A 24,807-nucleotide genomic window follows, 5' to 3' on the forward strand; every position below is an offset into this window, starting at 1 on the left:
CCCGGCGTTTCCCGCCGGGGCCGCCCTTCGTCGTCCGGGCGTCAGAGGACGCAGGTGGGCCGGAACCCGGGATCGGCCGGGCCCTTGCGGCTCAGGGCGTTCAGCACCCACTGCGCGACCACTGGGTCGTTCGGCGTCTGGTCGTGCTCGAACGGGTCGAGCGGACACTTGTCCTGCAGCGTCACGTTGGTGACCCGGCTCGCCGGACCGGCCAGGAACTGGCTCTGGTACGGCGTGACGATCTCGTCCCACCGGGTGGAGAGCACGGTGTAGACCGGGCCCGGGACGAGGTCGCCGCCACGGTTGAGATCGGTCAGGAAGGCGGACCCGGCCTGTTGGTCCAGGCAAGCCGGGCAGACTGTGTATCCGGTGGGGATCGTCAGCGGGTTGGTCGTTCCGTGGTTGGACGGCGCGATGCCGATCAGCTCACCGACCTTGGCCGCCCCGCCGAGATACTTGAGGTAGTAGCGCGGCATCATCCCGCCCTGGCTGTGGCCCACGATGTCCACTTTCCTAGCCTTCGTCGCGGCCAGCACCGCGTCGACGAAGGGGGCCAACTCCCGAGCCGACTGGGCGATCGGCGCGGTCGCGTCGTTGCCGTAGTCGAGGGCGAAGACGCAGTACCCGGCCGCCTTGAGCTGGGGGGAGAGAACCTGCCAGTTCTTGAGCATGTTCTCGAACGTCCCGTGCACCAGGACGACGGGGTTGGGGTGCTGGCCGGAAGGCCGGCACGACCAGTCGTTGGCGCCGGTCGGGGAAACGCCCACCACGCCGGCCTGGGCGGTGACCGGGAGGGCCACCGTGGTCAGTGCCGTGGCCGCCGCGAGGACTGCCGACGCGATCAGGTGCGCGATCTTCATTGATGGCCTGCCTTCGTCTCGTCAGGTGCGGCGCCCGGGTCCGTGGAGGCGGTCGCCGTAGGTGTGGGCAGACGTTAACGGCGGATTGCATCGGCACTCCACCGCGGCCGTTCGGCAATGTCGAACCCCCGTGACGGTGGGGACGGCGGGTCGACAGTGATCGACTTCGCAGCGGGGACCCGGGCGATTGAGGCCGATACATGAGGGTTAATGGAGTGATGGACCCGGACGGGCGAACAGTGCCCGTCCACTGGGAAAGGACCACCATGAGCGACCTTCGTATCGGCTACCTCGTCGGCAGCATCTCCACCGACTCGATCAACCGGCGCCTGGCCGCCGCTCTCCAGCAGCTGGCCCCGGCCGGCGTCCGCCTGGTCGAGATCGGGATCAAGGACCTGCCGTTCTACTCGCTGGACGCCGAGCAGGACTTCCCCGCCGCGGCGCGCCAGTTCAAGCAGGCCATCACCGACGCCGATGGCATCCTCATCGTGACCCCGGAGTACAGCCGCTCCATCCCCGGCGTGCTGAAGAACGCCCTCGACTGGGCGGCCCGCCCGTACGGCGAGAACGCTTTCGCCGGACAGCCCGTGGCGCTGGCCGGCACGTCGCCGAGCCCGATCGGGACGGCCACCGCCCAGCAGCACCTGCGGGCGATCCTCGTGCACTTCGACGCGCTGGTGCTCGGCCAGCCGGAGCTGTTCCTGCAGGACACCGGGGCCATCGCCAACGACGGCTCGGTCACCGATGAGCAGACGCGGGGACTCCTCGAGGACTTCCTCGAGACCTTCGCGGCGTTCGTCCGGACCCAGCGGGCCGCCGCCGACGCCCCCCAGGCGCTCGCCAGCTGACCGCCCTTCGGGGACACTCCGAGCCGGTGGGGGACCGGGGTACGGTGCGGCGATGATCTCCGCGGAGCACTTCGTCGCCTTCATCGTCACGGCGGTCGTCATCATCGTCATCCCCGGTCCCAGCGTGCTGTTCACCATCGGCCGGTCCCTGGCGCTCGGCCGTCGGGCGGGGGTGCTCAGCGTCCTCGGCAACGCGTTGGGCATCCTCCCGGCCATCGTCGCGGTGGCGTTCGGGCTCGGCGCCGTCGTCGCCGCCTCGGTGGTCGCCTTCACGATCATCAAGCTGGTCGGGGCGGCCTATCTGGTCTACCTGGGGGTGCAGGCGATCCGGCACCGCCGCGACCACGTCGCCGGGACGGTCACCGGTCCGACCTCGTCCGGGCGGCTGCTCTGGCAGGGCTTCGTCGTCGGGATCACCAACCCCAAGACGCTCGCCTTCTTCGTGGCGGTGCTTCCGCAGTTCGTCGACCCGGCCGCCGGCCCGGTCTGGGCCCAGCTCCTATTGCTCGGTCTCACCTTCGCGGCCCTCGCCTTGGCCTGCGACAGCGTCTGGGCCATGGCCGCCGGCACCGCGCGCGGCTGGTTCGCCCGCTCGCCCCGTCGGATCTCGACCCTCTCCGGGACCGGGGGCGTGATGATGATCGGCCTCGGCGGCACGCTCGCGCTGACCGGAACCAAGGCCGCCTGAGGTCAGGGACAGCTGCTGATCGACAACCGGCCGACCGGGGAGTCCCACCCGCTCGGCCCGGCCTCCGAGACCACCGCGTACCCGCACCCGTCGGGGGTCGGGGCGATGCCCTCGGCCTGGGCGCTCGGGGGCAGCGGCAGGTTCCGGTGCGGCCACGACGGGAAGTCGGCCAGGTGGGACCGGGCGTCCCCCGCGGGATCGGTGTACTCGATCACCTGGTCGTAGGTCAGCAGCAGCACCCGTCGATCGTCGGCGGCGGCGTCGGTGACGACGTTGCCGGTGACCAGGGTGCGAAGCGGGGCGGTGGGGGCCGGCAGCGTGAACTCGGTGAGCACCTGCAGGTCGCCACCGCCGGCCGGGCCCCGGTACAGGCGGGTGGGTTCGGCCTGCCGCTTGCGGGACGGTTTGTCGACGAGCAGCACGCTGCCGTCCGGCTCGATCAGCATGCCCTCGGCGTCCTGGGCGTCGTCCGGCCACCGGAACCGCCACGACTCCACCGGAATCGTGGCCCGGGCCGGCTCCGCGGCGGTGCCGTCGGCCGTGACCTTGTCCAGGGGCAGACGGTGGACGACGATCGTGCGCCGCTGGGTGAACCCGATGTCCCCGATGTAGACACAGGTGCCGGCTGGGCAGGGCCCCAGGGCGAGCGCCTCCGGGTTGACCGCGTCGACATCGGCGACCCGGGTGCGCCCGACCACGGCGCCGGCCTCGTCGACCGCGACCAGTTCCAGGGGCCCGTCGTCGTCGTCGACGGTCAGGTAGCGGCCGGGCACCCCGGTGGCGGCCGTGCCGGGCAGCACCAGCAGGCCGCTGGCCTCGTCCGGGGCGTCGGCGGCCAGGTCGACGGCGTGGACGGCGAAGGACCCGTCGGTCTCCGCACTGGTCGGGGCGGCCGGCGCGGATGCCGAGGCCGACAGGCCCGTTGGCGGGGATGGGTCGCCGGTGTTGGTCGACGCCGTGCACGCCGACAGACCCATCCCGCACACCGCCAGGAACGTCGCCCACCTCGGGTGCGCCGACCGGCGCGCGGTGCGGGACGACGATCCGCGGCCGGTGGGTGCCCTCACCCCGGCCAGGGTGGTGACGACTCCGTCACCGACCGCCGACGAACCCGAACGGACGGGACCCGCCGCCCGGTCCGTGGGGACGATCACCCGGCCCCGCCGCCCGACTCGTGGTTGCCGCCGCTGCCGCTGGGGCAGGATCCAGGAGTGGCTCACAGCAATGGTCGGCAAGTGTCCGTGGTCGGTATCGGCGGATCCGCCGACCCCGGTTCACAGTCGGACCGCGCGCTGCGTGCGGTGCTGACCGCCGCCGAAGGGCGTGGCGCGCAGGTCCGGGTGTTCCCCGCGGCGACCCTCGACTTCCCGTCCTACCGATCCGGTGCCCCACTACCCGCGGCCGCCGGGGACTACCTGGAGGCGGTCCGGACCGCCGACGCCGTCGTCATCGCCTCCCCCGGCTACCACGGCACGCTGTCCGGCCTGGTCAAGAACGCCCTGGACTATCTGGAGGAGCTGCGGACCGACACCCGGCCCTACCTGGACGGGCGGGCCGTCGGGCTCATCGCGGTGGCTCTCGGGCATCAGGCCGCCATCGGGACGTTGTCGACGCTGCGCCAGGTCACCCACGCCCTGCGGGGCTGGCCCACGCCGTTCGGACTGGCCGTCAACAGCAGCCAGGTGCACATCGACGGTGACGGACGGGCGCGGACCGCGCCGGACGGCCTGGACGATCCGGCCACCGCCGGCGGCGTGGAGCTGCTCGCCGGGCAGCTGGTCGACTTCGCGACCCGATGGACGCGCGACCCGTCCGGAGGCGGCTCCGCTCCTGGCCGGGGCGCGGAACCCGACGCCGACGAACTGGGCTGACGCTGGTCGCAGCGTCGTTTCCGCCCGTCGCATCGAGCTGTGCCGCGAAGATGATCAGCCTGAGCCTCCGTGGGCGGCATCAGCCCCGGTAGGCGGGTCGAGCGGGCCGGTGCGATGCTCGCCCCATGACGGAACATCCCGGTCCGGAACCGTCGCCCACCGGGGCGCCCACCGCCGAACTGCGCGCCGCCCGCGACTTCCTGCTCGCCACGCGCAGCGACCGCACCCGCGCGGTCGCCGAGTTCAGCTGGCCCCGCCCGGTCGACTTCAACTGGGCCCTCGACTGGTTCGACGTGGTCGCCGCCGAACACCCGCACCGCCCGGCGCTCGTCATCACCGACGGCCGCACCCGTCTGGTCCGCAGCTACGGCGACCTGTCCCGCCGCAGCGACCAGGTCGCCGCGTGGCTGCGGGCGAACGGCCTGCGCCGGGGCGACCGGGTGCTGGTGATGCTCGGCAACCAGGTCGAGTTGTGGGAGGTGCTGCTGGCGGCCATGAAGGTCGGGGCGGTGGTCGTGCCGGCGAGCACCCTGCTGCGGCCCGCCGACCTCCAGGACCGCATCGACCGGGGTCGGGTCGCGTTCGTCGTGGCCCGGTCGGTCGACACCGCCGACTTCCGGGCTGTGACCGGCACTTTCGTCCGGATCGCCGTGGGTGACCCGGAACCAGGGTGGATCGAGTACGCCGACTCCACGTCGATGCCGACCCGCTTCGTCCCGGACGGACCCACCCCTGCCGCGGCGCCGCTGCTCGAGTACTTCACCTCGGGGACCACCGCCCGGCCCAAACTCGTGCAGCACAGCCACGTCTCGTATCCCATCGGGCATCTGACGACGATGTACTGGATCGGTCTGCAACCCGGCGACGTGCACCTGAACATCTCGTCACCCGGCTGGGCCAAGCATGCCTGGTCCAACGTCTTCGCCCCCTGGCTGGCCGGCGCGACCGTACTGGTGCACAGCTACGAGCGTTTCGACGCCGCCGCCCTGCTGCGCACCATGGACACCGAGGGCGTCACGACGTTCTGCGCTCCGCCGACGGTCTGGCGGATGCTCCTGCAGTCCGACCTGTCCGTCCTGCGCACCCCGCCCCGCGAACTCGTCGCCGCCGGTGAGCCGCTCAACCCGGAGGTCGTCGCCCGTACCCAGCAGGCGTGGGGCCGCACGGTGCGCGACGGGTTCGGTCAGACCGAGATGACCCTGGCCGTCGGCAATTCACCGGGCCAGCCGGTCCGGGCCGGGTCGATGGGCCGACCGATGCCCGGGTACCGCATCGGGCTGCTCGACGTGAAGACCGGCGAACCGGCCGCCGAGGGCGAGCTCGCCGTCGATCTGCGCGGTGCCGACGGTCCGCCGGTGCCGTTGATGACCGGCTACGCCGGGGACGCGGATCGGACGGCGGAGGCGACCGCGGCCGGCTGGTACCGCACCGGCGACGTCGCCACCGTCGACGACGACGGGTACCTCACGTACGTCGGTCGGGCCGACGACGTGTTCAAGGCCTCCGACTACCGCATCTCGCCGTTCGAACTGGAATCGGTCCTGCTGCGCAGCCCCGCGGTGGCCGAGGCCGCCGTCGTCCCGTCACCGCACCCGACGCGGCTGGCCGTGCCCAAGGCGTTCGTCGTGCTGGCCGACGGCTACCGCCCGGATGCCGCTGTGGCGCAGGCGATCTTCGCGCACTCGCAGCGGGAGCTGGCCCCCTATCAGCGGATCCGCCGGTTGGAGTTCGCCGACCTGCCCAAGACCATCTCCGGCAAGATCCGCCGCGTCGAGCTGCGCGAGCGGGAAAGCGCGCGCAGCACCGACGATCTCGCCACCGGCGGGCCGGGGGAGTACCGCGCCGAGGACTTCTCGGGCGACTGAACCGAGTCAGCCGGTGGGGGCGAGAACGTCCCGGACGAAGGCGATCTCGGCACACACCTGACGCAACCGTTCGGCGATGACCATCGATCCGTGTCCGGCGTCGAAACGGTAGACCGCGTAGTCGCGGCCGCGGTCGGCGAGCGCGGCCAGGTAGTTGTCGATCTGCCGGATCGGGCAGCGCGGGTCGTTCTCGCCGGCCATCACCAGCACCGGGGCGGTCACCCCGTCCACGAACGTCAACGGGGACGAATCGGCGTACTTGTCCGGGACGTCCTGCGGTGAGCCGCCGAACAGCGCCCGGTCGTAGGCCCGGAGCTGTTCCATCTCGTCGGCGTAGGCGGTCGGGTAGTCGGCGACCGGGACTCCGGCCACGCCCACGGCGAACTGCTCCGGCCGCGTCCCCAGGGCCAGCAGGCACAGGAACCCGCCCCAGGAATGCCCGACGATGCCGACCCGACCGGCGGTGATCGTCCCCGCGGCCACGAGATGGGCGAACACGGCGTCGATGTCGGACAGTTCGACGTGGCCGATGCGCTCGGTCAGCGCGTCCCGCCACGCCGATCCATAACCGGTCGACCCGCGGTAGTTGACCTGCACCACCGTGAACCCCGCGTCGAGCCAGGCCGCGCGGCCGGCGTCGAACGAGTCGTCGTCCTCGGCGGCCGGCCCGCCGTGCACCAGGAACACCGCCGCTCCCGACGGCCGCTCCGGCTCGGCCACGAAGGCGTGGATACGGCCGCCCGGCCCGTCGACCCAGACGTCCCGCAGGGCCAGCGACGGCGGGGCGGGTTCGCTGATGGCCGGCAACAACGGGTCGTCGGTGCCGTCCGCCCGCAGCACCCGCACCTCGGCCGGGGCGACCGCCGACGACCACCGGTACCAGATGCTGCCGTCCCGCCGGGCCAGGGCGCCGGACACCACCCCCCGGGCCGCGGGCAGCCGGGTCAGGGCGCCGCTCTCCAGCTCGTACCGGTACAGCTCGGCCCGGCCCGCGGCGCTGTGCTCGACCAGCAGGGCGGTGCCGTCCGGGTAGAAGTCGGCGTCCAGATCGCCGGGCAGGTCCAGCGCCAGCTCGCGGGTCGCCCCGGATGCCAGGTCCCAGATGAGCAGGCCGTCGCGTCCCGACCGTTCGTGACCGACCAGCAGACGCTGGTCACCGGCCAGCGGGGAGAAGGCGATCGCCTGCAGACCCTTGTCGGACCCGTCGGACAGCTCACCGACAACGGTGCCGTCGGCGACCCGGAAGGCCCGCAGCGACGGGTAACGGCTGTCACCCAGTTCCGCGTGCGACAGCACCCAGATGCTCTCGTCCTCGGACAGGGCGCCCACCCCGGCGTCCTGCTCGTTGCGGTACACCTCGCGCACCGGCCCGTCCCCGACCCGCAGGTGCACCCGGCTGCCGTCGTCGTCCGAGAACCCGGCCAGCACCACCGACCGGCCCACCTCCAGACCGGCCCCGTAACCGGGCGGAACGTCGGGGAGAGCGACCCCCTGGGCGCCCGGGGCCGAACCGAACGGTTGCCGCTGCCAGGCCCCGAACTCGTCGCCCTCGGTGTCGTCGAACCACCACAGGCTCGTGCCGTCCGCGGACAGCGTGGCCGCGATGGTCCCGTCCGGCCGGTCGGTCGCCACCGTCACCGTGCCCGAGGCGACGTCCCAGCAGGACACCTCGTAGCGGCCGGTGGCGTTGCTGACGAAGCACGCACGGTCGTCGTCGTCCCGGGCGGGGGACGGCAGGCTGGTGCGCACCGCCGAGAACCGGGACCGCCACCGCTGCTCGGCGGCCTCGTCGGCGAACAACCGGTCGGGGACCGCCATCGCGGGATGTTCCCGTCGGTCCGCGACGGGGGAGGAGGGGGCGGACGGGGACGAAACAGAGGCGGGCACCCGCCCATCCTGCCTCGCTCAGCGCAGACCGCGGGCCAGCACGGCGGCCGCGCGCCGTAGTCGACGGACCGCCGGCGGCACCAGATCGTCCGTCAGCGTCGCGGTCAGACCGACCAGACCCAGCGCGAGTGGCTCCCCGCCCACCGGGACGGCCACCCCCCGGACGTCCGGGTAGCGCTCGTTGGTGGTCAGGGCGTAGCCCTCGCCGCGAATGTGGTGCAACTCGCGGAGGAACTGGGGCACCGTCTGCACGGAACGTCCCGTGGCCGGCCGCATCCCGCTGGCCGTCAGCAGCGCGGCGACGGACTCGTCGGCCAGTTGGGCCGCGACCGCCTTCCCGGTCGCCGTGGTGTGCAACGCGTCCCGGTCACCGGTCCGCGGGACCCGGGGGTCGGCCGGGAACTTCGACGTCACCCACTGGTAGCGGACGTGCGACCCGTCCAGCCCGGTGAGCAGGCACGCCTCGACCGGACCGTCGACCAGGCGTTCCATCAGCGGTTTGGCCGTCAGCAGCAGGCGGTCGGGTCGCACCGCACCGACGGGACGCCCGAAGTTCCGTGGCCCCAGGCGGTAGCCGACGCCGTCCAGGGTGCGTTCGACGTAGTCGCGCATCTCCAGCGCGGCCAGATAACGGAAGGTCGAGCTCTTGGGCAGATCGACCTCGACCGACAGTGCGGAGAGCGTGGCGCCGTCCGGATGCTGGGTGAGGGCGTCGATGATGTCGCACACGCGACTGACGGCCCGCAGGGGACTGGACCGGCTGTCGCTCTCGTCGCCGTCCGCCCAGCCGTCATCGCCCAGCAGGCCGGCCTCATCGAGATGACCGTCCAGTGCTTCACTCGCCCGCGGCCGCCGACCTGGTCGCCCATCACCGTTGCGGAATTCGCTCGCAGGGCCCCACTCCTGAGCTCCCGACATCCGCCCCCCGATGCGTCGGTCGACGTCCTCACAGGTTATCGCTCACAGCCGCCGTATTGGTACGGACCTGATCGGACGAGTTCAGCGGGACGACCGCCGACACCGCACGGTGGGTGCGGGCGGACGATGAACCCTCGAGTCGTGGCGGCCGCACCGGCCGTCACAGTGGCCCCGGAACGAGAACGGTCCCGGTCCACCGCTGAGCGGTGGACCGGGACCACATGGTCGGGGTGACAGGATTTGAACCTGCGACCTCTTCGTCCCGAACGAAGCGCGCTACCAAGCTGCGCCACACCCCGAAGGCCTGTACGAGCTTAGCGGAGATTTCCGGGTCGGATGACCGCACCCGCCTGTGACTGTTCACTCGCCGGCATGTGGCCGGTGCCGTGCGGCCGGGACAGCGGCGCGGCCTGCGGTTCCCGGGGGCGCAGGGTCAGCAGGGTGGCCTCCGGACGGCAGCAGAACCGGATCGGCATGTACGGGCTGGAACCCAACCCGGCGGACACGTGCAACCAGCTCGAGGCCCCCCAGCGGGACAGCCCCCGGGCGCGGCTCCGGTCGATGCCGCAGTTGGTGACGATCGCCCCGAACCCGGGGACGCGAATCTGGCCCCCGTGGGTGTGACCGGCCAGCAGCACGTCGTACCCGTCCTGCGCGAAGCGGTCCAGCACCCGCGGCTCGGGGACGTGGGCCACCCCGATCCGGACGGTGGCCGCGGTATCGGCCGGGCCGGCGATCTTCTCGTAGCGGTCCCGGCGGGTGTACGGGTCGTCGACGCCGGCCAGGTCGATGCGCTGACCCCGGATGGTCACCGAGTTCCGCGCGTTGGTCAGATCCAGCCAGCCGCGCTCGGCCTGCGCGGCCCGCAGGTCCTGCCAGGGCAGCGCGGGCCCCCGCCGGGAGCGGCCGCGCTTGCGGAAGTACAGGTGCGGCGACTTGGGCAGCGGTGCGTGGAAGTCGTTGTTGCCGAAGACGAAGGCCCCGGGGACGTCGAGCAGGTCGCCGAACGCGGCGACCGCCGCCGGCACGGCCTTGGGGTGCGACAGCGTGTCGCCCGTGTTGACCACCAGGTCAGGACGCAGGTTGGCCAGGCTGGACACCCAGGCGGACTTGCGGTCCTGGCCGGGGACGATGTGCAGGTCCGACAGGTGCAGGATCCGGATCGGCCAGGCGTTCTCCGGCAGGACCGGCAGGTCGACCCGCCGCAGCGTGAACATCCGGGGTTCGGCCAGCGTCCCCCAGGCCAGGGCGCCCGCCCCGGCCACCGCGGCCGCCCCCGCCCCGACCAGGCTGGAGACCACCAGGGAACGTGCCGTCACTGCTGCCATGCCGGTCAGGGTAGCCGTCGGGACTGGGCAAGGGGCCCGGTCCGTGCGCCCGGTGGCCGGCCGATCACCCGACCCGGGCGGCGGACGTCAGCCGGCGGAGACGGTGATGATGATCGTGGCGCCCGGGGCGGCGGTCGGGAACGCGCTCTGGTCGAGCACGATGTTCTGCGCGGCTCCACCGTTCTGCCGGGTGGCCACCTCCACCTTGAAGCCGGCCGCGGTCAACTGGGCCTTGGCGTCGTCGATGTTCTTGCGTCGGACGTCGGGGACCTGGGTGTTGGCCGAACCGGTGATGTACTGCGGCGACGCCGGGGCGAAGAACGTGTTGGGCTGCCCGTCCTTGAGCGGCTTCATGGTGTTCATCCACGTCACCGCGGGCACCCCGCCACCACCCACGCCGTTGCCGTTCAGGGCCTCGTCGGTGGAGCACGTGCGGATCGGGTCCTTGCAGATGCCCTGCGGACGAGGTTCGGAATCCCACAGCACGACGCTGGCGCTCATCTCCGGCGTGAAGCCCAGGAACGCCGACGACCGGTACTCCTGGGTCGTCCCCGTCTTGCCCGCGGCCGTCCAGTTCCAGCCGGCCCCCTTCGCCGCGGTGGCCGCGGTGCCGTTACCGGTGAAGTCGCCCTCCATCGCCACCGCCAGGGTGCGCGCCAGCTCGGCCGGGACGGCCTGCTCGCAGGCCGCCGCCGTCCAGGTGACGAGCTTGTCGTCGCGGTCGGTGATGGTGTCGACCGGCGTCGGCGGACACCACTTGCCGTCTGAGGCCAGGGTGGCGCCCACGTTGCTCAGCTCCAGCGGACTCACGGGGGAGACGCCCAGGGTGAACGAGACGATCTTCTGGGCCACCACCTGGGCGGCGTAGTCGGTCCCGGCCCCGGCGAACGACGGATCCACGTCCCCGGCGTCCAGGCTGTAGCCCTTCAGGCCGAGGGCCACCGACATGTCCGCGACCTTCTGCAACCCGACGTCGCCCTCCAGGTTGATGAACCCGGTGTTCGGCGAGGTCGCCAGCGCCTGGGCCAGCGTCATCGAATCGGGGTACTGGGTGGCGTTCTTGAAGACCCGGCCCGGGGCCAGGGGGGACGACACCTGGGCGGGGGTCTGCATCACGTAGTTGGTGCCGTAGCCGTCGGCCATCGCCGCCGCGGCGGTGAAGATCTTGAACGTCGACCCCGAGCCCAGCGGGGCGAAGGTGGTGGGCAGCCGCTGCACCGTCTGTCCCTGGCTGGTGTCCAGGCCGTAGGGCCGGTTCGCGACCAGCGCCAGCACCTTGCGGGGTTCGCCCTTGCCGACCACGGCCACCGTGTTCGCGATGCGGGTGGTCTCCGCCTTGGTCGGGTCCACCTGCTGGGTGGCGGCCGCCTTGGCCGACTCCGTGACCTTCGGATCCATCGTCGCCTTGACCGTCCAGCCCGAGCTGGCGACCGTGTCGTTGTCGAAACCGGCGTTGCGCAGGTAGTCCAGGACGTACTGGCAGAAGTACCCGTTGACCGCGGAGTTGTCGGCGTTGACGCAGCCGTTGGGGATGCGCTGGGGGTTCAGCCCGAGGTCCTGCTGCTTGGCCTCGTCGGCCGCCTCCTTCGACACCGCCCCCGTGCTGGCCATGACATCGAGCACCAGGTTGCGGCGGGTGCGTGAGTCCTCGACGTGGCTCTCGTCCAGCGGGTTGTACTTCGGCGGGTTGTTGACCATCCCGGCCAGCAGCGCCGCCTGGGCCAGGCTCAGCTTGTCCGCCGACGTTCCGAAGAACCATTCCGAGGCGGCCTCGGCGCCGTACTGCGACGGGCCGAACGCCACCAGGTTCAGGTAACCCTCCAGGACCTCGGCCTTGGTGTGGGTCTGCTCCAGCTGCAGGGCCAGCTTGGCCTCGCGCAGCTTGCGGATCGGCGTGGTCGCGATGGCGTCGGCCTTCTCGGCCTCGGTCTTGGCGTTGACGAGATACAGGTAGTTCTTGACGTACTGCTGGGTGAGGGTCGAACCGCCCTGGGTGCCGCTGGTCTGCGAGTTCCGCAGCAGCGCCCGGACCGTCCCCTTCCAGTCCACCCCGGTGTGCGCGTAGAACCGCCGGTCCTCCATGGCGACGACGGCCTTCTGGAGGTAGTCCGAGATCGACGCCAGGGGCACCCAGACCCGGTTCTGCTTCCACAACGTGGCCACCGTCGCGCCGGTGGAATCGGTGATCGTCGTCCGCAGGGGCACCTGACCGTCCAACGGGTCCGCCTGCGCGTTGTCCACGGCGTCGGCGACGGCGTTGGTCGCCGAGCCGATCCCGACGGCCGCCGGCAGCAGCAGAGCAGCGACCAGCACCCCGGCCAGCAGGGTTCCCAGGACCAACCGGCCGAAGCCGTTCAACGCGCGCACGGACCCGAATGTACCGGCGCCCCCTGAGGGCAGCCGGAATTGCCACGGCTCGCCAGGGGTGGGGCCCATCTCGTCGGCCGTCCGGCGTGGTCCGGACGCCGGCGATTCTGTCAGGCGCCCGCAGCCGCGGTGAGCCGGGCCCCGATCTCCCGCAGGGCCGGAAGATCGTGCGCATCCGACGGCAGTGCCGGCACCTCGACCACCGGGACGGTGGTGTGCACCCGGTGGAAACGGGACTGCAGGTGCAGCTCGTTGCCCCGGACGGCCACCCGCTCGGCGTGGATCCGCAGCACCGCCGCCGCCACCTGATCGGCCGGCCCGTCGTTCGCCGCCAGCCGGGCGGCGGCGACCTCGGCGGCCGCCGCCGGCAGCTCGGCCAACGGCGGGTGGGTGCGGTTGAGCACCAGCCCGGCCAGCGGCATCCGTTCGGCGCTCAACCGGTCGGCGAAGTACGACGCCTCCCGCAGCGCGTCCGGCTCGCAGATCGACACCACCACGAAGCGGGTGCCCGGCGAGCGCAGCAGCTCGTAGGTGGCCTGCGCCCGCTCCCGGAAGCCGCCGAACATGTCCTCGAAGAGCTGGACGAACTGTGCGGCGTCGGACAGGAACTGGCCCCCGAGGATGGTGCTGACCGCCTTCGAGAACAGGCTGAACCCGGCCCCGACGACTTTCATCACCCCCCGTCCGGGGGTGGCCAGCAGCCGGATCATCCGGCCGTCCAGGAACGAGGAGAGCCGCTGCGGCGCGTCCAGGAAGTCCAGGGCCGACCGGCTCGGCGGGGTGTCGACGACGATCAGGTCGAACTCGTCGGTCGCGGCCAGGGTGGCCAGCTTCTCCATCGCCATGTATTCCTGCGTCCCCGAGAACGAGGTGGAGATGACCTGGTAGAAGGGGTTCTCGATGATCGCCTGGGCGCGGTCGGGCGTGGAATGCGCGGCCACCATCTCGTCGAACGTGCGCCGGGTGTCCAGCATCATCGCCCACAGTTCACCGCCCGGCCGGGCCTCCGGGGCGGCCGAGGCGCCCGGGCCCAGCGGCACGTCCACCCGGCGCGGGTCGTTGTCCAACTCGTCCAGGCCCAGAGACTGGGCCAGTCGCTTCGCCGGGTCGATCGTCAGGACCGCGACCTTGCGGCCGGCGTCCGCCGCGAACAGGGCCATGGCCGCCGCCGTCGTGGTCTTGCCCACTCCGCCCGACCCGCAGGTCACCACCACCCGGGTCGCCGGGTCGGTCAACAGCGGGGCCACCCGCAGCAGCGCCGTACCGTCGGCCGGCCGGGGACCGCGCGTCCGGGCCGTCATCGCACGCCCTGGTCGGTGAGCCGGTCGGTCAGCTCGTAGACCCCGGCCAGGTCGGTCCCGTCGACCAGCCGCGGCAGGGTCAGCAGTGGCATCCCGGTCGCCTCCAACTCCCGGCGGCAGCGGGTCTCGTCCAGGACCCGCTCGGCCTGCTCCGACGTCTGGGTCAGCAGACCCCGCACCAGGTCGTCGACCTCGTCCGCGGATCGCCCGGCGGTCAGGCCGCCGGCCGCCAACGCCTGGGTCAGAGCGGCGGCGTCCAGGTCGCCCGCGGCGGCCGTCGGCAGCAGATCGGCGGGCAGGGGCGACTCGGTGACGGCGTTGACGATGATGCTGCCCACCGGCAGGCCCTCCCGGCGCATCTGCTCGATGCCCTCGATCGTCTCGGTGACCGGCATGTCCTCGAGCAGCGTCACCAGGTGCACGACGGTGTCCTGCGAGTGCAGCAACTGGACTACCCCCTCGGCCTGGGAGTGGATCGGCCCGCGCTTGGCCAGGCCGGACATCGCCTGCGTGACGTTGAGGAACGTCACCACCCGGCCGGTGGGCGGGGCGTCCATCACCACCGCGTCGTACACGGGACGGTGGTCCTTGCCGACCCGGGTCACCGTCTCCTTCACCTTGCCGGTGAGCAGTACGTCCCGCAGACCGGGCGCCAGGGTGGTGGCGAACTCGATGGCGCCGAGCTTGCGCAGGCTCCGACCGGCGATGCCCAGGTTGTAGAACATCTGGAAGTACTCGAGCAGCGCCGCCTCGACGTCGATGCACAGGGCGCGCACCTCACCTCCCCCGGACGCGACGGCGACCTTGCGCTCCTCGTACGGCAGCGGCGGCACGTCGAACAACCGGGCGATGCCCTGCCGTTCCTCCACCTCGACCAGCAGCACCCGCCGTCCGTCGGTGGCCAGGGCCAGCGCCAGCGCCGCCGCCACGGTGGTCTTCCCGGTCCCGCCCTTGCCCGTCACCACGTGCAGGCGGGCCCGCCGGCAGGCGGCGGTCCACGACCCGGTCACCGGGCATTTCCGAGCGCGCAGGTCCGCGCCGTCGGCGTGCAGCTCATTGCGTCGATCCTGCCAGGCCGGCCGATGCGCGCGACCGCAGACCGGCCGCTCAGGACGCCAGGGCCATGACCAGGATGATCAGCGCCGGGACGGCCAGCAGGACGGCGCCCAGCCACAGCGGCACCAGCAGCACGACCACGACCCCGAGCGGGATCACCGGAGCCAACAGCAGCGCCCGCCGGGTCGCGTACCCGAGGGACCATCCGGGCCGGTTGCGGTAGGTGTCGTACCGCAGCAGCACGAGGACCAGCAGCAGCCCGGCCATCGCCACGGCCACCACCGCGGTCCACCCGCTGAACGTCGTTCCCACGGGTCACAGACTAGGGAGGCCCGCTCTACAGTCGTGGCCATGACGTCACCCGCCCCGCGCCGGGCCTTCGAGTACTCCACCGTCCCGCTGATCACCCACGCCACCAAGGCGATCCTCGACACCTGGGGAGAGGACGGCTGGGAGCTCGTGCAGGTCGTCCCCGGGCCGAACCCCGAGCAGCTTGTCGCCTACCTCAAGCGGGAGAAGGCGTGACCGACGGTTCGCCCGCGGCGCGGCTGGCCGAACTCGGCATCACGCTGCCCGCCGTACCGGCCCCCGCCGGTTCCTACCTGCCGTGGTCGCAGAGCGGGAACCTGGTCTTCACCGCCGGTCAGCTGCCGTTCGTCGACGGCGCCCTCCCGGCCACCGGCCGGGTCGGTGACGAGGTCGCCCCCGAGGAGGCCAAGGAGTACGCGCGGCTGTCCGCGGTCAACATCCTGGCCGTCATCGACGCCGCCGTCGGTCTCGACCGGGTCGAGAAGATCGTCAAGCTCGTCGGTTTCGTCGCGTCCGCCCCCGGGTTCACCGGGCAGCCGGGCGTCATCAACGGTGCGTCCGACCTGATGGCCGAGGTCTTCGGCGAGGCCGGCCGGCACGCCCGGTCGGCCGTCGGGGTGGCCGAGCTGCCGCTGGGCTCGCCCGTCGAGGTCGAGGCCATCGTGCAGGTGCGGGGCTGACGAACCAGGCAGGAGCGCCGAGCGCCCCGACGACCGGGTGGTCGTCGGGGCGCTGTGGTTCCTGGTGACCGGTGGGGTGTCGATTCGTCGACCCGGCCACCTGTCATCTCATCTCCGCGCCCCCCGCACCATCGCCCGAGCCGCGTTCATGGTCGACGTCGTGAACGGCATCAGAGGCATCAGGTCGCGCCCGTTCACGTTGACCCGCAGGGCGAGAGCGCCGCGACCGAGAAATCCGACCCCGCCGCCGATCGCCGCACCCATCCAGGCGGAACGACCGAATGACGCCGGGTCGAAGGGAGTGCCGTCGATGACCCAGTCGGTGAGCTGTTCGCTCCCGTTGTAGACGGCGCCCGTCGCCGCACCGGTGACGGCCCCCCCGAGCCCACCGCTTCCGGCCGCCCCCAACGGGTAGCTGCCGATTCGACCCAGGTTGTCGAAAGCCTTGCCGACGAACCTCTTTGCCAGCTTCCACGCGCTGGGTGTGACGACTTCGTCCGCCACCTCTTCCGCAGCCTGGCCGCCGGCTCGGGCCGCAGCGGCCGCAGCCGCCCCTTCTGCGTTCGTCGCCGCGAGTCCCGCGCTCTCGGCGGACATCGCGGATGAGCCGATCTCGGGGGCGCCCAACCACCAGAAGAACACCGACAGCACGATGGTCGCGATCGCGGTGCCGACGATCTCGGCGGTGACGCTGTGCCCGGTCGGGTCACCGGCGTTGATGGGGTCCTGGTTGGCGTAGTCGTAGCGGTTGGCCGACCCGCCCACCTGCGGGTCGGGGGTGGTGAAGCGGCCCAGGGCGGGCACGTAGGTCCGATCGCCGGCCTGCAGCAGCGCCAGGTGAGCGGTGGGGATGACCTGCAGCCCCGCGCCGTCCTGCCAACCGGGCATGTCCGGATCACCGGCCGACGGCACGTCGGTCGTCAGCGCCTGCCCGAAGGGGTCGGTCAGGGTCGGCGTCCCGGTCGGGTGGCCGGCGGCATCGGTGGTGAACCAGGCGTTGCCCTGCTTGTCGTCGTGGGACCAGGTGGTCACGCCGCCCGTGGTCGTTGCGGTCACCCCGCCCGGCAGAGTGGTGCTGTCGGTGGTGGGGTGGTTCGTGGCGTCCAGTTCCAGTCCGTCGTCGCTCATCCGGACGGTCGCCGGCTGGCCCCCGGTCGGGGTGGTGGTCCGGGCGATGACGGCTCCGGTGGCGTCCCGGGTGTAGGCCACGGCGACGGTCGGGTCGGCGGCGGAAACGAGGTCGCCGACGGGGTCGTAGCCCAGGCTGGTGTCGCCGATGCCGGTGATCTGGCTCCCGGTGGCCGCGTCGTAGGTGATGGCGCCGACGCTCGGATCGTCCGTGGCGGTCAACCGGCTCCCGGCCGGGTCGTAGGAGTAGGTGTAGGTCTTGCCGTCGACGTCCTGGCTGGTGCGGTTGCCGTCGGCGTCGTAGGTGTAGGCCCAGGAGTGGTGGGTGACGTTCTGGTCGGTGGACAGCTCGGCGCCGGTCAGCCGGGCGTCGATGTCGTAGTGGTAGTCGGTGGTGGCGGTGTGGCCGGGAGTGTCCAGCACCTGCGTGAGGACCTTGTTCGCCGGACTGAAGGTGCGGCTGTCGGTGAAGGTCTGGCCGTCGCTGGTGGTGGTGACGGCCTTGGCGGTGCGTCCTTCTGCGTCGGTGGTATAGGCGGTGTGGGTCCCGTTGCTGTACTCGATCGACGTCAGATCGCCGTTGGCCGCGTAGCTCAGCGTGGCTGCCGCGGTGACGGCCTGGGCCGGGCTGGTCTGGGAGCTGGTGCGGACGGTCTTCGGGGTGCCGTCCGCGTTGTAGGTGCTCGTGGTGGTCTTGACCGTCGGGGCAGCACCGCCGTCAGGGCTCGTGGTGGTGACGGCCTGGGCGACCTGGCCGGTGGCCGGGTCGTAGGTGGTGGCGGTGGTCGTCCCCCAGGAGTCGACCTGCAGGGTGGGGCGCCCGGCCAGGTCGACCTGGGTGACCGTGGTGTGGGTGCCTTCGGCGGTGGTGCTGGTGACGGCGGTCTGCAGCGGGTTGCCCTGGTAGGCGTACTGGGTGGTGACGGTGCTGTCCGGGGTCTGCTTCCCGGCCGCGGTCGTGCTCGACGTGGCCGGCCGTCCGATCTGGTCGTAGCCGGTCGTGGTGGAGGCGGTGGCGGTCACCACGGCAGCCGGCCGGCCGGCCGCGTCGTACGTGGTGGTCGAGGTGACGGTGTCGCCGCCGCCGGGGGTGGGGTCGCTGACCGTCTTCGGCAGCCCCGCCTGGTTCACGGGGTGGTCGATACCGGGCACGGTGGCCTGCTCGTTCCCGCCCCAGGACCCGAGGACGACGCTGTCACCGCCAGGTGAAGTGGTGGACGTCTGCCGACCGAACTGGCCGTGGGCCGGGTCGACGGGCTCGAAGGCGGTCCCGTACTTCAGGCCCGACGGGCTGCTGTTGCTGGTGACCCGGTCGATCTGTGCGGGGTCGTAGTCGGTGTGGCTGGTCACGGTGGCGGCGGTTCCGGGGCCCGTGGCGTCGGCGGAGCTGGTGGACGACACGCGACCGAGGTTCGGGTGCAGGTGATCGGTCGGAACCGGGCTGGGCTGGCTGCCGGCCGGGGCGGCGGACAGGGTCAGGGCGCCGGCGGCTCCGGCGGTGGGGTGCGGCACCCGCAGGTCGATGCGGATGGTGTGCGGCCCGGCGGCCAGGGCCACGTTGCTGCAGGTGCCACCGGGGCATGACTGGCCGTCCAGCCACAGGGATGCAGCACCGGACGGGCCGGCGGTGACGGTGTACGTGCCGGCCGTGTCGACCTGCCAGGTGCCGGTCAGGCGGGCGGACCACCCGTTGTCGCCGTTCACCGGCGGCTGGGTCCAGGACATCGCCATGGTGTTGGGGACGTCGCTGCCGTTCACCGGGCCGATCTCGGTGCGGGCGGGGGCGCCTTCGGTGTTTGCGTTCGCCCAGTAGTGCACGTCCAGACCGCGCAGGTCCTTGGTCACCCCCGGGCTGGTGGCGCTCTCACCAGTGGTGACCTGGTCGTACGCCCGGGTCAGGGTGGGTGCATCCGGGCCGGCCGGGCCGCGGACCGGTCCGACGACCTTGACCGGCCACCCGGTGCTGGGGTCGTAGGAGGTCGTTGTGGTGGCCCCGTCGCCGGTAGTGGTGCTGAGCACGTGACCCGTCGCGGGGTCGTAGGTGGTGGTGGACTTGCGGCCGTCGGCGTCCCAGGTCGCGGTGGGCAGCAGGGTCGCCGGATCCACCTGCACCTTGGTGAGAAAGCCCGCGGGGGGCGCTGTGCCGTCCTGCGTGGTGGTGGTGCTGGTGCTGTCGGCGGCGTACGCGTAATGCCGGGTGACGGGCGTCTGCCCAGCACCAGCCACCGGGGCCGTCACCGCGACGGCGCGTCCCTGGCCGTCGTAGGTCAGGTGGGTCTCGACCTGATCGGCGCTGAAACCGGGGATCTGGGCAGCCAGCACCGCGGCGGACAGCGGTGCGCGAACGGCTGAGAGCCGGCCGGCCGCGTCGTACGCGTAGTCACTGACCCGGGCGGCGTCACCGGCCTGGGCGTCGGCGACGAGCCGGCCGATCTGGGGGCCCGTGGGGGTGTCGACGTACAGCACCTGCACGGTGGAGCCGTCCCAGAAGGTGGCCCCGGACACCAGGCCGGACGGGGCGGGAACGAACCCGTGGGGGAGTTGCTGCCCGGCGACGGGGCCGTAGTGCACGGTGATCTGCTGCCCGGACACCGGGTCGGTGATCGCGCTGACCAGTCCGTCGGTGATCGTCCGCCCGAAGCTGGGGGTACCACCCTTGGTCACCGACGTCGCCTGGGCCGTCAGCGGCTGCGCCCCGCTGGGCTGGTCGGTGGTGGCGGTGAAAACGGTGGTCGTGCCGTCGGGGTCGGACACCGTCCAGGTGGAGTCGTCGTTGTGCACGAGGGTGGACAGCGCCGCGCCGGGAGCCGACTGCCCGGTCCCCCAGACCGGGGTGTAGGCCCGGTCGGGCCCGCCCTGGTAGTTCACGGTGACCCCTGAATCGGACACCGTCTGGACCGAGCCGCCCGGCTGGACCGTGAGCCGCTGATACCCGCTCGCTGATCCGGCGGTGAGACTCCATCCCGCCGGTACACCCGCCTGCGCGCTCGACCCGGCGCGAAAGGCCAGACCGATCCCTGCCACTCCCGCGGCTGAGGACACGGACTGCGAGGTCCAGTCGGTGCTGACGGCGCCGGTGGCCTCGTTGACGGCGACCCCGCCGGCCGAGTCGACCGGCGCGAGTCCGCTGCGGGTGCTGTCGACGGTGAAGACGTGCCAGTCGCCAGCCGCCGCCCCCGGGGCCGTTGCCCGCCACTGGTAGACGTCGCCCTCCTGCAGGGTCCCCGTCGGCACCTGCACGGACGGCCCCGACGCCGAGAGCGTCACCGGGTTCGCCGGAGCGCCGGTGGACAGCGGCGCGACGGTGAACTGGTACTGACCGGCCGTGGTAGCCGTCGCCTGCAGCACCGGGGTGGTCGAGGTCGCGATGCCCGTCGACTCGGTCACCACCGATCCGGTGTGGACCGGCACGGCCGGTCCGGATGCCGGATCGCCGGTCAGTGCGGCGAGGTCGGCAGGGTTGCCCGCGGACCCGGTGACCAGGGTGGAGGTCTGCGTGGCAGGAGCGGACGTGGCGGTCTCACCGGCGGAGGAGATGCCGCAGGTCACCATGGAGGTGACGACCACGGCGGTCAGGAGTTGCAGAGTTCGGCTGGACGTTCGGCTGGCTGTGGACATCGTGGCTGGTCCCCCGGTGAAAGCGATGGCGTTCGGTTCGATGTGATGAACCGTAGAAAAGGCGGGCAGCAGGACACATCTGTCTCCTGGCCTATCGAGGCGATGACGGCATCTGCTGTTCGGACGACGCCTCACGGCCCGTCGTGCGGGACGGGCGGGAAAAGTGGTGTCCATTCACTGTCCGGGAATCACTGTCTGGGAATAGCACCCGAGACGGTGAACGGATATCGGCGCCGGCCGTCAGGGCTTGGTGATGCTGACGGTCACCTGGCTCTGCCCGTCGTTGCTGCCGCCCTGGACCACCGAACAATTCAAGGCGGCCAGGCTGGTGGCCGAGGTGACCGAACAGGTCGAATTCTGAGCGCCGGGGTCCGTCGAATTCACGACGGCATCGAGGTGTACCTGGAACCCGGCATAGATCGACTGTGGGGCAGTGGGGTCGGTCCCGGCCGGCGGCGGAAGGACGACGTAGGTGATCTGCAGGGTGGCGTCGTCCGAGCCGGACCGGTACCCGGCGAAATAGTTCGTCGTACCGGAAGTCAGGGTCGCGCCGGGAGTGCGTCCGGCCGGATCCATCAGCATCCCGCCCGTGGTCTCGGTCCCCACCTGCGTCAGTGTGAGACCAGTGACGCTGTTGGCGATCCCGATGGACAGGGGTCGGTCCGACAATCGGTTGGTGACGATCGCGTGGTCCCCGTCGCGGTCCTCGTACGGCACCGTCTGGGTGTCGAACAGGTACGTCGACCCCTTCGGCTCGTAGGTGTTGTCGCCCTGCTGGGGGATGTCGACGTGCCAGCCGACCTGATCGATGCCGCTGAAAGGGCCACCGGCCGGGGAGTAGGAGACGTGGGTCTCCAGCCCGGTCCACACGCCGTCCGACACGATGGACTGGAATCCCTGCCCGCCGTGAGCTGCCGGGTCCTCGGGGGCAGCCGTGTGACCGCCGTCGGAATCGGTCCCGTGGTTGACGTCGTGCTGATCCAGGGTCAGGTCGAAAAAGCCGGTCGCCGCGGGCCCTGGGGTGGTGAACTGCGAGATCTCGTTGTCGTAATAGATGCAGGCGCCCCGGTGTGCGGAGGTGTCCAGATCACAATTCTGGGTGGGCGTCGTTCCGGCGAATGCCGGAGCGCCCCCGGTGGCCGTGACGATTGCTGCCATTCCGATGGCGGCACCGATGATTGTTCGTCGTACGCAGGTCATGTCCATCCCCCTTGACGATGTCGCCCGTCTGCAACACCCGGAAATGACCGTAGGGACGGGGGGCAGGACTCGGTATCGGCCGATCGTCAGCAACCGGCCGACGCAGGTACACCTTTTGCCATACGCGTCGGCGTCGCGTCAGGCCGCCGGTCGGGGCGTCGACCGGCAGCTGATGTCCAGCGACCAGCCACCGCCCGGTCGCGGACCGGCGTCGACCCGGCCGGACCACGGTGCGAGCCGCCGGACGATACCGACGACCCCGGCGTGCGAGGACACGGCCAGGGCGGTCGGGGTACCGGCTCCGTCGTCGGTCACCGTCAGCCGGACACCGCTGCCGTCCCGCTCCAGGACGACGACAGCGGCGCTGCCCGGCCCCGCGTGTTTGAGCACGTTGGTCAGCGCCTCCCTGGTCACCTGGATGAGGTCGTCGGCCAACTCGGGTGGCAGGTCGTCCCAGCGCGCTGAACCCGTGAGCGTGACCGCCACCCCGGCGACGGCCACCGATTCGGCCAGCGCCCGCACCCGCTCGTCCGTCGACACGGTCGGCGGCCCGGGATCGGTGCGCAACAGGCCGAGCAGCCGGCGGGTCTCGACCAGCGCATCCCGGCCGGTGTCCGCGATCAGCCGGACCGGTTCGGTCGCCGGGTCGCCGGCGGGCAGCACCCGCAGGGTGCCCTCGGCCAGGGTGACCATGACGGTCAGGTGGTGGCCGACGACGTCGTGCATCCCCGCGGCGATCCGCATCCGTTCGTCGTCGACCGCCAACCGGCGTTGCTGCTCCTGGTCCCGTTCCTGCAGTTCGGCGCGCTGCTGCAGCAACGTGTTGCGCTCACGCAACTGGTCGACACCGGCCAACCTCGCGGCGCGGTACAGAGCGAAACCGACCACCGCCACGACGACGGCGGCGGCCAGCAGGAACTCGTCCAGCTGATCGCCGCCCGCCCACGCTTGCGTGCGTACCGCCGCCAGGACCAGGAGGAGACCGGTGATGGCGGCCGCGCCGCTGCGGGTGCCTTGATCGACCACGACGGTGTAGGACGCCACCATCACCAGCAGGCCCAGTGAGACGTCGAGACCGGCCAGGTGCGAGACGAGGGCGAGCACCAGCAGGACGAGCAGCACCGGCACCGGCCACCGACAGCGCAGGGCCAGGACACACCCGGCGCACACCCCCAGGACGAGGGCGGGCCCGAGGCGATCCCGATCGGATCCGTCGAACAGCGGGGCGAGCGTCAACGCCGTCCACACCAGCGCCACGACCACGTCGAAGGTCCAGGATCCGACCGATCGCGGGCCCGGACGACCCGCGGCGGCCGAACGCAGCCACCGACCGATCGCGGTCACGGTCAGGTCACCCCGGGCCGGACGAGACCCGCTTCGTAGGCCAGGATGACCGCCTGCACCCGGTCGCGGAGTTCGAGCTTGGCCAGGATGCGGCTGATGTGGATCTTGACGGTGCCCTCGGCGATGAAGAGCGCCTGCCCGATCTCCCGGTTGGAGCGGCCCCGGGCCAGCTCGGCCAGGACGCTGGCCTCGCGGTCGGTGAGCCGGGCCAGGGCCGTTGCCTGGGGGGACGGCGGAACGTCGACCTCGGACCCGTCCGCGGGGCCGGCCAGGGTCGGAAGGCACGCGTCGAGCAGTCGCCGGGTCGCCGTGGGAGCCAGGAACGCCTGCCCGGCGTGCACCGTGCGGATCGCGGCGATCAGGTCGGCCGGCGGCGTGTCCTTGAGCAGGAACCCGCTCGCCCCGGCTCGCAGCCCGTCGACGACGTATTCGTCGAGGTCGAAGGTGGTCAGGATGATCACCTTCCGGGCCGGGTCGTCGGCCAACACCGCCGCGGTGGCGGTGATGCCGTCCATGCCGGGCATGCGGACGTCCATCAGCACCACGTCCGGTCGGCAACGCTGGGCCTCGGCGACCGCGGTGTTCCCGTCGGCCGCTTCGCCGACGACCTCGAGGTCCGGTTCGGATCCGATGATCATGCGAAAACCGACCCGCAGCAGCGCCTGGTCGTCGACCAGCTGCACACGGATGCGGCGGCCGTCGCGTCCGTCGTCCATTCGTCCCCCTGCCCCCGAAGGCAGGCTACTGAAAGTCAACCGTGGTGACGTTCGGTGATACCCGAGGGTGTGGCGGGATCAGTTCGTCAGGTCGGCGACGGCGGCGGCGTCGGCGGTCCACCGTCGCCGCGCCTCGGCCCCGTCGCCGACGTGCCCATGCCCGGGAACGACCACCGAGGTCCGCTCGACGAACGGCGCCAACACGTCCAGCCCCGCCCGGTACTCGGCCGGTCCGGTCTCCTCCGGCAGGGGCGGTTCCACGTCGCTCAGCATGTCCCCGGCGATCAGCACCCCCGGGTCGGGCAGCCAGACGGCCAGGTGGCCGGGGGTGTGCGCATCGTGTTCGACCAGTTCCACCGGGGGGCCGGACCACGGCAGCGGGCCGGGCGCCCGGCCCCGAACCCGGCCCACCAGCGCCGCCAGGTCCGCCGGGAAGTCCGGGCCCAGGGCGGCGACCAGGGTGTCCCGGTCGCGACCGGCGGTGGCGGCCGTGGTCGCCGACGACCAGCGGGGTCCGCGACCCAGCCCCGGGTGCCAGAGCAGATGGTCGTAGTGGGCGTGCGTCGCGATACCGCTGACGTCGGTCACGCCCCACCCGGCCAGGTCGCCGGCGAGGCCGTCGAGCTCGTCCGGATCCCATGCGGGGTCGACGACCAGGGCCTGGGCGGCCGCGCCGACCGGGCCGGCCAGCAGCAGCGTCGACGTGGTCAGCTCGCGGCGGCTCGTCGTGACCAGCACTGACAGGTCCTCCCGGGCGATCACGACGTCCCAGCGGCGGCCGATCATGACGTGACCGTACCGAGCACGCCCCGCTGGAGGGTGG

At 71.9% G+C, this 24,807-nt stretch carries 20 protein-coding genes and 1 tRNA gene; 6 read left to right on the forward strand and 15 right to left on the reverse strand.

From position 1 onward, the window contains the following. Positions 1 to 41: 41 nt before the first annotated feature. Positions 42 to 860, reverse strand: coding sequence for an esterase/lipase family protein (locus FDO65_RS12670; protein ID WP_137450081.1), 819 nt, complete (start codon positions 858 to 860; stop codon positions 42 to 44). 266 nt (positions 861 to 1,126) lie between these two features. Between FDO65_RS12670 and FDO65_RS12675 the strand changes: the two genes are divergently transcribed. Then, positions 1,127 to 1,708 (forward strand): NADPH-dependent FMN reductase, encoded by a 582-nt coding sequence (locus tag FDO65_RS12675; RefSeq protein ID WP_137450082.1) that lies wholly within the window; start codon positions 1,127 to 1,129, stop codon positions 1,706 to 1,708. A 52-nt stretch (positions 1,709 to 1,760) separates the two neighbouring features. Next, complete coding sequence (locus tag FDO65_RS12680; RefSeq protein ID WP_137450083.1) at positions 1,761 to 2,396, forward strand: LysE family translocator; 636 nt, start codon at positions 1,761 to 1,763, stop codon at positions 2,394 to 2,396. Positions 2,397 to 2,398: 2 nt separating this feature from the next. Here FDO65_RS12680 and FDO65_RS12685 read toward each other — a convergent pair whose 3' ends face one another. Continuing rightward, on the reverse strand, positions 2,399 to 3,463 hold the full coding sequence (locus FDO65_RS12685; RefSeq protein WP_137450084.1) for a hypothetical protein: 1,065 nt from the start codon (positions 3,461 to 3,463) through the stop codon (positions 2,399 to 2,401). A 168-nt stretch (positions 3,464 to 3,631) separates the two neighbouring features. Between FDO65_RS12685 and FDO65_RS12690 the strand changes: the two genes are divergently transcribed. After that, complete coding sequence (locus tag FDO65_RS12690) at positions 3,632 to 4,267, forward strand: NADPH-dependent FMN reductase (protein WP_205850013.1); 636 nt, start codon at positions 3,632 to 3,634, stop codon at positions 4,265 to 4,267. Positions 4,268 to 4,392: 125 nt separating this feature from the next. After that, on the forward strand, positions 4,393 to 6,132 hold the full coding sequence (locus FDO65_RS12695) for an AMP-binding protein (RefSeq protein ID WP_137450085.1): 1,740 nt from the start codon (positions 4,393 to 4,395) through the stop codon (positions 6,130 to 6,132). Between the two features lie 6 nt (positions 6,133 to 6,138). On the opposite strand, the gene FDO65_RS12700 is transcribed toward FDO65_RS12695, so the two are convergent. From FDO65_RS12700 to FDO65_RS12735, 8 genes are all read right to left on the reverse strand, one after another. Continuing rightward, positions 6,139 to 7,950 (reverse strand): S9 family peptidase, encoded by a 1,812-nt coding sequence (locus FDO65_RS12700; RefSeq protein WP_137450086.1) that lies wholly within the window; start codon positions 7,948 to 7,950, stop codon positions 6,139 to 6,141. A gap of 87 nt (positions 7,951 to 8,037) precedes the next feature. Then, positions 8,038 to 8,748 (reverse strand): IclR family transcriptional regulator, encoded by a 711-nt coding sequence (locus FDO65_RS12705; protein WP_166442173.1) that lies wholly within the window; start codon positions 8,746 to 8,748, stop codon positions 8,038 to 8,040. Between the two features lie 411 nt (positions 8,749 to 9,159). Beyond that, positions 9,160 to 9,236, reverse strand: a tRNA-Pro gene (locus FDO65_RS12710). Between the two features lie 15 nt (positions 9,237 to 9,251). Further along, positions 9,252 to 10,265 carry a metallophosphoesterase gene (locus FDO65_RS12715; protein WP_137450088.1) on the reverse strand — a complete coding sequence of 338 codons (1,014 nt, stop codon included), beginning with the start codon at positions 10,263 to 10,265 and terminating at the stop codon, positions 9,252 to 9,254. A gap of 87 nt (positions 10,266 to 10,352) precedes the next feature. Next, positions 10,353 to 12,632, reverse strand: a complete 2,280-nt coding sequence (locus FDO65_RS12720; protein ID WP_166442174.1) for a transglycosylase domain-containing protein — start codon at positions 12,630 to 12,632, stop codon at positions 10,353 to 10,355. Positions 12,633 to 12,742: 110 nt separating this feature from the next. After that, positions 12,743 to 13,933: an ArsA family ATPase gene (gene bagB, locus FDO65_RS12725; protein WP_137450090.1), complete on the reverse strand. Its 1,191-nt coding sequence runs from the start codon at positions 13,931 to 13,933 to the stop codon at positions 12,743 to 12,745. Next, positions 13,930 to 14,943 carry an ATPase BagA gene (gene bagA, locus FDO65_RS12730; RefSeq protein WP_137450091.1) on the reverse strand — a complete coding sequence of 338 codons (1,014 nt, stop codon included), beginning with the start codon at positions 14,941 to 14,943 and terminating at the stop codon, positions 13,930 to 13,932. The genes bagB and bagA overlap by 4 nt, the downstream gene beginning before the upstream one ends. A gap of 97 nt (positions 14,944 to 15,040) precedes the next feature. After that, positions 15,041 to 15,301, reverse strand: a complete 261-nt coding sequence (locus tag FDO65_RS12735; RefSeq protein ID WP_137450092.1) for a hypothetical protein — start codon at positions 15,299 to 15,301, stop codon at positions 15,041 to 15,043. A gap of 39 nt (positions 15,302 to 15,340) precedes the next feature. Here FDO65_RS12735 and FDO65_RS22195 point away from each other — a divergent pair, with 39 nt between their 5' ends. Beyond that, on the forward strand, positions 15,341 to 15,514 hold the full coding sequence (locus FDO65_RS22195; protein ID WP_166442175.1) for a Sp36 family protein: 174 nt from the start codon (positions 15,341 to 15,343) through the stop codon (positions 15,512 to 15,514). Beyond that, positions 15,511 to 15,978, forward strand: a complete 468-nt coding sequence (locus FDO65_RS12740) for a RidA family protein (RefSeq protein WP_137450093.1) — start codon at positions 15,511 to 15,513, stop codon at positions 15,976 to 15,978. Before FDO65_RS22195 ends, FDO65_RS12740 begins: the two co-directional genes overlap by 4 nt. 108 nt (positions 15,979 to 16,086) lie before the next feature. Here FDO65_RS12740 and FDO65_RS12745 read toward each other — a convergent pair whose 3' ends face one another. From FDO65_RS12745 to FDO65_RS12765, 5 genes are all read right to left on the reverse strand, one after another. Further along, on the reverse strand, positions 16,087 to 20,724 hold the full coding sequence (locus tag FDO65_RS12745; RefSeq protein WP_137450094.1) for an RHS repeat domain-containing protein: 4,638 nt from the start codon (positions 20,722 to 20,724) through the stop codon (positions 16,087 to 16,089). A 240-nt stretch (positions 20,725 to 20,964) separates the two neighbouring features. Further along, positions 20,965 to 21,882: a hypothetical protein gene (locus FDO65_RS12750; RefSeq protein ID WP_137450095.1), complete on the reverse strand. Its 918-nt coding sequence runs from the start codon at positions 21,880 to 21,882 to the stop codon at positions 20,965 to 20,967. Between the two features lie 180 nt (positions 21,883 to 22,062). Next, positions 22,063 to 23,268 (reverse strand): sensor histidine kinase, encoded by a 1,206-nt coding sequence (locus tag FDO65_RS12755; RefSeq protein WP_137450096.1) that lies wholly within the window; start codon positions 23,266 to 23,268, stop codon positions 22,063 to 22,065. A 2-nt stretch (positions 23,269 to 23,270) separates the two neighbouring features. Then, entirely contained in the window at positions 23,271 to 23,984 is a 714-nt protein-coding gene (locus FDO65_RS12760) for a response regulator (RefSeq protein WP_137450097.1), read from the reverse strand. A 78-nt stretch (positions 23,985 to 24,062) separates the two neighbouring features. Further along, positions 24,063 to 24,770 (reverse strand): MBL fold metallo-hydrolase, encoded by a 708-nt coding sequence (locus FDO65_RS12765; RefSeq protein WP_137450098.1) that lies wholly within the window; start codon positions 24,768 to 24,770, stop codon positions 24,063 to 24,065. Positions 24,771 to 24,807: the final 37 nt, after the last annotated feature.

The sequence above is a fragment of the Nakamurella flava genome, from assembly GCF_005298075.1.
In the GTDB taxonomy this organism is placed as follows: Bacteria; Actinomycetota; Actinomycetes; order Mycobacteriales; family Nakamurellaceae; genus Nakamurella; species Nakamurella flava.

What these genes read in the sequence shown, in the direction of transcription:
- FDO65_RS12765 (WP_137450098.1), bottom strand. Translation starts at nt 24,770, where the DNA reads ATGATCGGCCGCCGCTGGGACGTCGTGATCGCCCGGGAGGACCTGTCA.
- FDO65_RS12745 (WP_137450094.1), bottom strand. Translation starts at nt 20,724, where the DNA reads ATGTCCACAGCCAGCCGAACGTCCAGCCGAACTCTGCAACTCCTGACC.
- FDO65_RS22195 (WP_166442175.1), top strand. Translation starts at nt 15,341, where the DNA reads ATGACGTCACCCGCCCCGCGCCGGGCCTTCGAGTACTCCACCGTCCCG.
- FDO65_RS12670 (WP_137450081.1), bottom strand. Translation starts at nt 860, where the DNA reads ATGAAGATCGCGCACCTGATCGCGTCGGCAGTCCTCGCGGCGGCCACG.
- FDO65_RS12695 (WP_137450085.1), top strand. Translation starts at nt 4,393, where the DNA reads ATGACGGAACATCCCGGTCCGGAACCGTCGCCCACCGGGGCGCCCACC.
- FDO65_RS12675 (WP_137450082.1), top strand. Translation starts at nt 1,127, where the DNA reads ATGAGCGACCTTCGTATCGGCTACCTCGTCGGCAGCATCTCCACCGAC.
- FDO65_RS12715 (WP_137450088.1), bottom strand. Translation starts at nt 10,265, where the DNA reads ATGGCAGCAGTGACGGCACGTTCCCTGGTGGTCTCCAGCCTGGTCGGG.
- bagB (WP_137450090.1), bottom strand. Translation starts at nt 13,933, where the DNA reads ATGACGGCCCGGACGCGCGGTCCCCGGCCGGCCGACGGTACGGCGCTG.
- FDO65_RS12750 (WP_137450095.1), bottom strand. Translation starts at nt 21,882, where the DNA reads ATGGCAGCAATCGTCACGGCCACCGGGGGCGCTCCGGCATTCGCCGGA.
- FDO65_RS12760 (WP_137450097.1), bottom strand. Translation starts at nt 23,984, where the DNA reads ATGGACGACGGACGCGACGGCCGCCGCATCCGTGTGCAGCTGGTCGAC.
- FDO65_RS12700 (WP_137450086.1), bottom strand. Translation starts at nt 7,950, where the DNA reads ATGGCGGTCCCCGACCGGTTGTTCGCCGACGAGGCCGCCGAGCAGCGG.
- FDO65_RS12680 (WP_137450083.1), top strand. Translation starts at nt 1,761, where the DNA reads ATGATCTCCGCGGAGCACTTCGTCGCCTTCATCGTCACGGCGGTCGTC.